Here is an 8,991-nt window from a genome sequence, read left to right on the forward strand (position 1 = left end):
GTCCTGGGGGAGGAATCGGAGGGGGCCGTCGAGGCCCCCTCCGACCTTAATCGGCGTGCCGTCTGAGGAAGGCCGGGATGTCGAGGTCCTCCTCGGCCGGAGCGCCTCCCTCCGCGCGTACTTCCGCAGGCCGGCGGCGCCAGGCCGGCCCTGGAACCGGCCGGGGGCCTTTGGCGAGATCCACCACCTTCCCACCCGCCGTGGTGACTTCCTTCCGCTCGCTGAAGCCGGTGGCGATGACGGTGATCCTGACCTCTTCCTGGATGCGCTCGTCGATGACCGCGCCGAAGATGATGTTCGCCTCCTCGTGGGCCGCCTCTTGCACGATCCGCGCGGCCTCTTCCACCTCGTGAATCGAGAGGTCGGAGCCGCCCGTGAAGTTGATCAGGATCCCGCGCGCTCCCTCGATGGAGGTTTCGTCCAGGAGCGGGCTGGCCACGGCCTTCTGGGCGGCGTCCAGGGCCCGATGCTCGCCTTTCCCCACGCCGACCCCCATGAGGGCCATCCCCATCCCCGACATGACGGTGCGAATGTCGGCGAAGTCCAGGTTGATCAGGCCGGGGACCAGGATCAGGTCCGCGATCCCCTGGACGGCCTGATGCAGCACGGAGTCCGCCACCTTGAACGCCTCGAGGAGTGGAGTCCCGGGCTCGACCACGGAGAGCAGCCGCTGGTTCGGGATCGCAATCAGCGTGTCCACCACGCTCCTGAGCTGGGCGAGCCCCGTCTCGGCCTGCTGGGCCCGTCGGCGCCCCTCGAAGAGAAAGGGCTTGGTCACCACCGCCACGGTGAGAATTCCGAGCTGCTTGGCGACCGCCGCGACCACGGGCGCGGCCCCGGTGCCCGTGCCGCCGCCGAGGCCGGCGGTGACGAAGACCATGTCGGCCCCCTCGAGGAGCCGGGCGATCTGCTCGCAGTCCTCCTCGGCAGCGCGTTTGCCGATCTCCGGGTCTGAGCCGGCCCCGAGGCCACCGGTGAGCTTGGCCCCGAGCTGGACCTTGATGGGAGCGGGCGAGGCGCGCAGGGCCTGGAGATCGGTGTTGGCCACGATGAAGTCCACGCCGGTGAAGCGCGCAGCCATCATCCGGCTCACCGCGTTGCTGCCGCCGCCACCCAGGCCGATCACCTTCAGCTTGGCTCCCTCCCGCGCGACGGCGCCGCTCCCGGGGCCGCCAGTGTCCCCCGCGAGCTCAAGCTCGAAGACCGGTCGTTTGGCTCTCCCGTCCTCCATCGGCTCACCCCTCCCTTGTGCCCCCCGCCGGGTCGGCGGGAGGTTCAGGCGAAGCTCGATCTGCCCGCTCGCTCTCGACTTGCCCCCACCCTGACGAGCCACGCCGCGCCCTGTCCCTGCACCAGCGCTAGAAGATCCCGCCGGCCCACTCCCGCATCCGGCGGGAGATGCGCTGAAACAGGGGCCTGTCGGATCCGTTTCCCGGAGATGGAGGACCCTGCCGTCGGGCTCCGTAAAGGGCGAGCCCGACGCCGGTCGCGTAGATCGGGCTCCTCACGACCGGGGGCGCGTCCTCCACGCAGTCGGGGATCCCCCGTCGCACCGGAAGGTCGAATACTTGCTCGGCCAGCTCGGCGACGCCCTCCAGGAGGCAGGTACCTCCGGTGACCACCACCCCCGCGCTGGCCGCATCCTGGAGGCCCGCGCGAGCCAGCTCCTTGACGATAAGGGTGAAGATCTCCTCGACGCGGGGCTGGATGATCTCCGAGAGGATCTGGCGGGAGAGCACCCTCGGCTTCCGTCCGCCGACCGAGGGGACCTCGACCGTCTCGTCGTCCCGAACGAGGGCGGTCAGGGCGCACCCGTGACGCCGCTTGAGCTGCTCCGCGTCCGCCGCCGGCGTACGCAACCCGACGGCGATGTCGTTTGTGATGTGATCGCCGCCCAGCGCGAGGACGCTCGTGTGCCAGATGGCGCCGTCACAGAACAGGGCCACGTCCGTGGTGCCGCCGCCCAGATCCACGAGCAGCACGCCGAGCTCCGTCTCGTCCGCCGCCAGGAGCGCCTCGGCCGAGGCCAGGGGCTGGAGCACGATGTCCTGGGCGGTCAGGCCGGCGCGGTTGACGCTCCGGACCACGTTCTGGATCGGCGCGACCGCGCCCGTGACGATGTGCACCTCCACCTCCAGCCGCACCCCGCACATCCCGACCGGCTCTCGAATACCGTCCTGGTCGTCCACCAGGAACGACTGGGGGAGGACATGGATGATCTCCCGGTCGGGGGGGAGGTTGATCGCGCGCGCCGCCTCCAGGGCCCGTGCCACGTCGGCCGCGCTCACCTCCTTGCTCTTGTCCGAGACCCCGACCACGCCCCGGCTGTTGATCCCCCGGATGTGGCCGCCGGCCACGCCCGCGAACACCGACTCGACCTCCACCCCGGCCATGGCCTCGGCCTCGCCGACGGCCTTCTTGATGGCTTCCACGGTCGAGTCGATGTTCACCACCACGCCCTTCCGCAGCCCCCTGGAGGGGCTGGTGCCGACGCCGATGATGCCGAGCCCTCCCGCCGGCGTCTGCTCGGCGATGACGGCGCAGACCTTGGTGGTGCCGACATCCAACCCCGTGACCAGGACTCGCTTCGGGCCCCTGCCCATGACGGCTACTTTCTCTCGCTGACGTGACTTGCAGACATCGAAGTCAACCGTTGGGTCGTGTCATCCGCGCCGTGCTGAGAAGCGAGCCGGGTACCATCGAAGATGGGTGCAGGACGCAGGGAGGAGCCGACCGGAGGCGTACTCCCGGTACGTTGAGGATCGGCGCGGGCACCACCCGAAGGGTGGTCGGAGGACGCAGAGATGCGATGCTTATCGGCACGGCGCTACTTTCTCGGCTTCAGGACCACCTGGTCCCTGAAGCGGAGGTCGATCGCTTCGACCGGTTCCCCCTGAGCCTGGAGCTGGGCGAGCACGCCTTCAAGTCGCCCGAGCCGCTCCTCCCAGGCTTCGTCGCCGAGCCTCACCTCCACGCCGTCCACGGTGTAGAGGACCGGTCCCCCGCCCGTCTCCCGCACGTCGATTTCCGACACGCGGCCAGCGAGCGGGGTGCCTGTGCGAAGCATGGTCCTGAGAAGCGCGAGCGCCGTCCGCGTGCGCTCGGCGCTCCCCTGGACACCGACGGGCGCGCGGTCGGTGTCGAGCCCGGTGATCACCGGAAGCCCCGGAACGACAGCCCGGGGCTCAGGCCCGAGGACGCGCCCCTCCTCATCCGCCCAGTGAAGGCGCCCCGCGCTCACGAGCAGGGCGAACGGCAGGCGCTCCTCGACCAGCAGCGTGACGCGATTGGGGAACCCCCGGATGACCTCGGCGCGCTTGACCCGCGGCAACCGCTCGATCCGTTCCGCGACGGCCCGGGTGTCGAGCCTGAACAGGTTCTCGCTGCCCGCGATCCCGGCCGCGGCCCGGACCTCGGCCTCCTCGAGCCAGCGGAGCCCCCGGACCTCCACCTCCGCCACGGCGAAGCGGGGAGCGGTGAGGAGCCAGTGAACCAAGACCACGGAACCCGCGACCAGAACCGCGAGCGCCGCCGCGAGGCTGAGGCTCCGGCGCAGGGCGGAGGCGCGGACGCGAGCACGCCGGCGGTGCACGCGCTGCCCCGCCACGAACGAATACCGCTCGGCCAGATCGTCAGGGGGTTCCAGGGCTCGGCGCGGGGAGAGGATGCCGGATGAGCCCCGCATCACTCGCCGATGATCCGGATCTCGGGCTCGAGGGTGATCCCGAACTGGGCGAACACCCGTTCCCGCATCAGCCCCATGAGCACCAGCACGTCCGCGGCCGTGGCGCCGCCCCGGTTCACGATGAAGTTGGCGTGCTTGCCCGAGATCTCGGCGCCGTTCACCCGCTTCCCCTTGAGGCCGACCTTTTCGACGAGCCGCCCGGCGTGATCGCCGGAAGGGTTCTGCCACCCGCACCCGGCCGAGGCCAGGGCGAGCGGCTGGGTCGCCTTCTTCTGCTTCAACCGCTGCTTGATCTCCTGCTGGATGTCCGCCTGGGGGCGCCGGTGGAGCCTCAGGCGCGCGCCGATCAGGACCGCGCCCGGCGGGAAGTAGAACGAGCGGTAGGCGAAGGCGGTCGGGCCCGGCTTCAGCTCGCCGAGCGTCCCGTCGGGGTGGAGGAAGTACGCCGCGGAGACAAAGTCTCCGATCGCCCCGTCGGGCGTGCCCGCGTTCATGGCAAGGGCCCCGCCGATGGTGGCCGGGATCCCGGACAGGCACTCGATCCCGCCGAGCGACAGCGCCGCCGCCTCGCGGATCAGGGCTGAGAGGCTTGCGCCAGCGCCGGCTACCGCCTCTTCGCCCTGGAACTCGGCGCGACCCAGGCTCCCCTCGAGCTTGAGGACTACCCCCCGGACGCCCCGGTCCTTCACCAGCAGGTTGTTGCCGCCGCCGATGATCTCGACGGGGAGGCACTCGCGCTCGGCGAACGAGAGCGCGTGGCAGATGTCGTCCACGTCCTGGGGGATGATGAAGATATCCGCCGGTCCCCCGAGGCGCAAGGAGGTATGGAAGGAGAGCGGCTCCTTGAAGCGGACTTCACCCCGGATCTCCCCTAACATCTCGACCTCCTCTTTTCCGAGCCCTCCTGGGCGCTCAAGCGGGCCAGCAGCTCGCCTGCCAGCTGGCCCACATCGCCGGCCCCGAGGGTGAGGACCAAGTCGCCAGACCGCGTGTTCGCGCAGAGGTAGTCCAGGATCCCCCTGCGGTCGTTATCGAGGTACACGACCTCACGATGGCCGTGCGCGGCGATGCCCTCTGCCAGGTCCCGGGCGCTGACGCCGGGAATCGGTGCCTCACCGGCGGGATAGACATCCATCACCACGAGCACGTCGGTCTGATAGAAGGCCGTCCAGAACTCCTGGCGGAGATGGAGCGTGCGCGTGTAGCGGTGAGGCTGGAACACGGTGACCATCCGGCGGTCGAAGCCGGCCTTGGCGGCGGCCAGGGTCGCCCGGATCTCGGCGGGGTGATGGCCGTAGTCGTCCACCACCAGCACACCGCCAGCCTCGCCCTTGACCTGGAAGCGTCGCTGCACACCGGAGAAGTTGGAGAGGGCAGCCTCGATGGTCGCGAAGGGAATCTCGAGATCCAGCCCGACCGCGATCCCCGCGAGAGCGTTGAGGACGTTGTGGGCCCCCGGGACCTGGAGCCGGCACTCGCCGAGGCTGCGGCCGCGGTGGACGACCTCGAAGCTGGAGGTCAGGCCCGCGAACGTCACGCGGCGCGCAATGAGGTCGGCCCCCGACTCGAGGCCGTAGGTGAGCAGGCGCTTCTCCACCCGGGGAATCATGAGCTGGATGTTGGGCTGGTCCAGGCAGAGGACCGCTGCGCCGTAGAAGGGGACCTTGTTCACGAACTCGAGGAAGGTCTCCCGGATCGCCTCGACGGAAGGGTAGTAGTCCAGGTGCTCGGCGTCCACGGTCGTCACCACCGCGATCGTCGGCGTGAGCTTCAGGAAGGAGCCGTCGGATTCGTCGGCCTCCGCTACCAGGAACTCCCCCTGGCCGAGGCGCGCGTTGGTCCCGAGCGCGTGGATGCGCCCCCCGACCACGACCGTCGGATCGAATCCCCCCTCAGCCAGGACCGCGGCCACCATCGACGTGGTGGTCGTCTTGCCGTGAGTGCCGGCCACCGCGATGCCGTACTTGAGCCGCATCAGCTCGGCCAGCATCTCCGCCCGCGGGATGACCGGGATCCCGCGCTGGCGCGCCGCGAGGACCTCCGCGTTGTCCTTCGCCACCGCGGAGGAGTAGACCACCACGTGCGCCCCCTCCACGTGGGCCGCGTCGTGGCCCGTGAAGACCTTGGCCCCGAGCTGCTCCAGGCGCTCGACGCTCTCGCCGCGCTTCGTGTCCGACCCGGTGATCCGGTAGCCCATGTTGAGCAGGACCTCGGCGATGCCGCTCATGCCGACGCCGCCGATTCCCACGAAGTGGATCTGCTGGTACTTCTTGAACACGCCTCGTCCCGTTACATGAGCCCGCGCATCAGCCCGCGTGCTGCGAGATGTTCAGGAGCACCCCGGTCGCCCCCATGGCAGTCAGGATCGCCGAGCCGCCGAAGGAGATGAAGGGGAGCGGGAGCCCCTTCGTGGGGAGCGCCCCCGTCACGACAGCGAAGTTCACGAGCGCCTGGGAGGCGACCAGCAGCGTGAGCCCCAGCGCCAGGTACGCCCCAAACGGGTCAGGCGCTCTCAGCCCGACCCGAAGGCCGCGCCAGACGAGCACGCCGAAGAGGCCCACCACCATCACCGTCCCGGCGAGCCCCAGCTCCTCCCCGATGATCGCGAAGATGAAGTCGGTGTGGGGCTCGGGGAGATAGAAGAGCTTCTGCCGGGACTCGCCGAGACCCCGCCCGAACCAGCCCCCGGGGCCGAACGCCAGATACGACTGGATGATCTGGAAGCCGCTCCCCTGCGGGTCGGCCCACGGGTCCAGGAAGGCCACGACGCGCTGCCAGCGGTAGGGCGCGATGGCGACCGCCAGCGCCACGAGCGGGAGCGCCGAGGCGCCGACGAGCGCGATCAGCCGGGCCGGCGTCCCCGCCAGGAAGAGCAGGCCGAAGGCCAGCGCCAGCAGGGTCAGGCTCGAGCCGAGGTCCGGCTGGAGCACCACGAGCCCCGCCATGACGCTGGCCACCAAAAGCGGCGGAAGCAGCGTCGTCCAGAAGGTCTTGGGCGCGTCGTGGCGGCGGCTGAGGAAGAGGGCCAGGTAGCAGACCAGGCCGAGCTTCGCCAGCTCCGCGGGCTGGAAGGACACCGGCCCCCACCGGAACCACCGCCGCGTGCCGTTGATCTCCTGGCCGAAGGGTGGGATCAGCACGAGGACGAGCAGCAGGAGGGAGACGGCGAGGAGCGGGACGACAGCGTGCTCCAGCCGGTGGTAGTCCAGGGCCATGGCTCCCCAGAGGCACCCGAAGCCGAGGACCGCCCAGATGAGCTGTTTCTTCAGGAAGAAGTACGGGTCGTGGAAGCGGTCGGCGGCGACGATCGCGCTGGCGGAGTAGACCATTACCACGCCGATGGAGACCAGCACCACGACCGCGCCGAAGAGCCACGGGTCGGGCCTGAGCTTGCGAGGCATCAGAACCCTCGGAGGGGGGCCGGGTACCCACGGCGCTGCCGTGGGTGCGCCTTCGGCGCGGGTACCCGCCCCTTCCGAACCTCCCCCACTGTAGTTCGAGCCGAGGGGCTTCGGACGAGCCGCAGGCGTGGCAGTTCGAGCTGAGGCGCTTCGGCGCAGGCAGCTTCATCGCCTGCGCCAGCGGCGAGGCGAGACCCGAGTACGTGACAGCCACGAGGCGAGACCCGAGTCAATTGCGCGGGCCGGGTACCCACGGCGGAGCCGTGGGTGCGCGCTCGAAGTCGCGACAGCACGTTGCAACGCGAGAGATTTCTAGCCATGTGTCAGCGCGAGCCCTCCCGGGCGGGGACGCCGAGGGCGAGGACCGCTGTCCTGAAGGCTTCGCCGCGATGCTCGAAGTTCTCGAACATGTCGAACGACGCGCAGGCCGGGGAAAGCAGCACCACGTTGCCCGGCCGCGCATCGGCACTGGCCAGCCTCACCGCCTCGTCCATCGAGCCAGCCGAAAGCGACGGGACCGCCGCGGCGGCGAGCGCTTCCCGGATCTTCTCCCGATCCTCGCCCATCAGGACCGCCAGGCAGACCCGCCCGCGGGCAGCCTCGGCGAGCGGGGTGAAGTCCTGGCCCTTGCCGCGGCCGCCGGCGATCAGGATGACCGGCTCGGTGAAGCTCTCCAGGGCCTTCAGCGTGGACGCCACGTTGGTCCCCTTCGAATCGTTGTAGTAGGCCACGCCCCGGATGTCCCGGACCCACTCGAGCCGGTGCGGAACCGCCCGGAAGGCGGCGATGGCCCGGCGGATCGCCGGCGCCGCCATCCCGGTCCAGAGGACACAGGCGGTCGCCGCCAGGACATTCTCGACGTTGTGCTCCCCGCGGAGAAAGATCTCGTCGAGGGGGCAGATCGTCTCCACGCGGCCGTTCAGCCGGGCGACGATCCAACCCTCATGGCAGAAGACGCCCCGCTCCAGCCGGTGCTGGCGGCTGAAGAAGATCACCGTGCTCTTCGTGCGGGCCGCGAGCGCGGCCGCGGCGGGGTCGTCGAAGTTCAGCACGGCACAGTCCGCCTCGGTCTGGTTCTCGAAGATCCGGACCTTGGCCGCCACGTAGGCCGCGAAGCTCCCGTGACGGTCCAGGTGGTCAGGCGTCAGGTTGAGAACCGCGGCGACGCGCGGGCGAAAGGTCTCGATGGTTTCGAGCTGAAAGCTGGAGACCTCGGCCACCACGATCCCGTCGGCCGGGAAGTCCAGGGCGTGGGCCGCCAGCGGCGTCCCGATGTTGCCGCCGACGAGGACGGGGCGGACCTGGTCCTTGAGCAGCGCGCCGACCAGCGCCGTCGTCGTCGTCTTGCCGTTCGTGCCGGTGATCGCGATCACCGGGGAATCCATGGCGCGCCAGGCCAGCTCGAGCTCGCCGACGATCGGGACCCCGCGGGCTCTCACGCCGGCGAGGACCGGATGGGCGGCGGGAACGCCGGGGCTCACCACGATGAGCTCGGCGCCGCTGAACGCGCCCGGCGGATGGCCGCCCGCGTAGAGGTGAATACCCAGCGCCTCGAGGCCCCGCACGTCGGTCCCGAGGGCTGCCAGCGGTTTGGCGTCCGTGGCCGTCACGCGGGCACGGAGCCGCGCGAGGAGCTGGGCGGCGGCAACGCCGCTTCGGCCGAGTCCCACGACCGTGACCCGCTTCCCCCCAAGCCACTCACGGTACGCCGTCCCTCTCACCTCGACCTCTTCGCCCACCATCAGCACCGGGCTACCTCAGCTTCAACGTCGTCAGGGCCAAGAGCGCCAGGGCGAAGGAGATGATCCAGAAGCGCACGATGATCTTCGGCTCCTGCCACCCGGCCAGCTCGTAGTGATGGTGGAGCGGCGCCATGCGGAAGACCCGCCGGCCGGTGAGCTTGAA

8 protein-coding genes are annotated in these 8,991 nt (G+C 70.2%); all 8 read right to left on the reverse strand.

Going from position 1 to position 8,991, the window contains the following annotated elements; translation table 11 throughout:
* Positions 1-46: 46 nt before the first annotated feature.
* Positions 47-1,231 (reverse strand): cell division protein FtsZ, encoded by a 1,185-nt coding sequence (gene ftsZ / locus HY726_16280; protein ID MBI4610555.1) that lies wholly within the window; start codon positions 1,229-1,231, stop codon positions 47-49.
* A gap of 127 nt (positions 1,232-1,358) precedes the next feature.
* Positions 1,359-2,603, reverse strand: coding sequence for a cell division protein FtsA (ftsA, locus tag HY726_16285; protein MBI4610556.1), 1,245 nt, complete (start codon positions 2,601-2,603; stop codon positions 1,359-1,361).
* Positions 2,604-2,827: 224 nt separating this feature from the next.
* Complete coding sequence (locus tag HY726_16290) at positions 2,828-3,685, reverse strand: FtsQ-type POTRA domain-containing protein (GenBank protein MBI4610557.1); 858 nt, start codon at positions 3,683-3,685, stop codon at positions 2,828-2,830.
* Entirely contained in the window at positions 3,685-4,563 is an 879-nt protein-coding gene (gene murB, locus HY726_16295) for a UDP-N-acetylmuramate dehydrogenase (GenBank protein ID MBI4610558.1), read from the reverse strand. The genes HY726_16290 and murB overlap by 1 nt, the downstream gene beginning before the upstream one ends.
* Positions 4,557-5,963 carry a UDP-N-acetylmuramate--L-alanine ligase gene (locus HY726_16300; protein MBI4610559.1) on the reverse strand — a complete coding sequence of 469 codons (1,407 nt, stop codon included), beginning with the start codon at positions 5,961-5,963 and terminating at the stop codon, positions 4,557-4,559. The genes murB and HY726_16300 overlap by 7 nt, the downstream gene beginning before the upstream one ends.
* 28 nt (positions 5,964-5,991) lie before the next feature.
* Positions 5,992-7,086 (reverse strand): putative lipid II flippase FtsW, encoded by a 1,095-nt coding sequence (gene ftsW / locus HY726_16305; GenBank protein ID MBI4610560.1) that lies wholly within the window; start codon positions 7,084-7,086, stop codon positions 5,992-5,994.
* A 323-nt stretch (positions 7,087-7,409) separates the two neighbouring features.
* A complete protein-coding gene (locus HY726_16310) occupies positions 7,410-8,828 on the reverse strand; it encodes a UDP-N-acetylmuramoyl-L-alanine--D-glutamate ligase (GenBank protein ID MBI4610561.1) in 1,419 nt (472 codons plus the stop codon).
* A 10-nt stretch (positions 8,829-8,838) separates the two neighbouring features.
* Positions 8,839-8,991 (reverse strand): phospho-N-acetylmuramoyl-pentapeptide-transferase (gene mraY, locus HY726_16315; GenBank protein ID MBI4610562.1); only part of this gene is annotated, 153 nt, incomplete at its 5' end.

The organism is Candidatus Rokuibacteriota bacterium, assembly GCA_016209385.1.
Taxonomy (GTDB): domain Bacteria; phylum Methylomirabilota; class Methylomirabilia; order Rokubacteriales; family CSP1-6; genus JACQWB01.

Excerpts from the sequence above, each read along its gene's own strand:
- HY726_16310 (MBI4610561.1), bottom strand. The coding sequence starts at position 8,828 with ATGGTGGGCGAAGAGGTCGAGGTGAGAGGGACGGCGTACCGTGAGTGG.
- ftsW (MBI4610560.1), bottom strand. The coding sequence starts at position 7,086 with ATGCCTCGCAAGCTCAGGCCCGACCCGTGGCTCTTCGGCGCGGTCGTG.
- HY726_16290 (MBI4610557.1), bottom strand. The coding sequence starts at position 3,685 with ATGCGGGGCTCATCCGGCATCCTCTCCCCGCGCCGAGCCCTGGAACCC.
- murB (MBI4610558.1), bottom strand. The coding sequence starts at position 4,563 with ATGTTAGGGGAGATCCGGGGTGAAGTCCGCTTCAAGGAGCCGCTCTCC.
- ftsZ (MBI4610555.1), bottom strand. The coding sequence starts at position 1,231 with ATGGAGGACGGGAGAGCCAAACGACCGGTCTTCGAGCTTGAGCTCGCG.
- ftsA (MBI4610556.1), bottom strand. The coding sequence starts at position 2,603 with ATGGGCAGGGGCCCGAAGCGAGTCCTGGTCACGGGGTTGGATGTCGGC.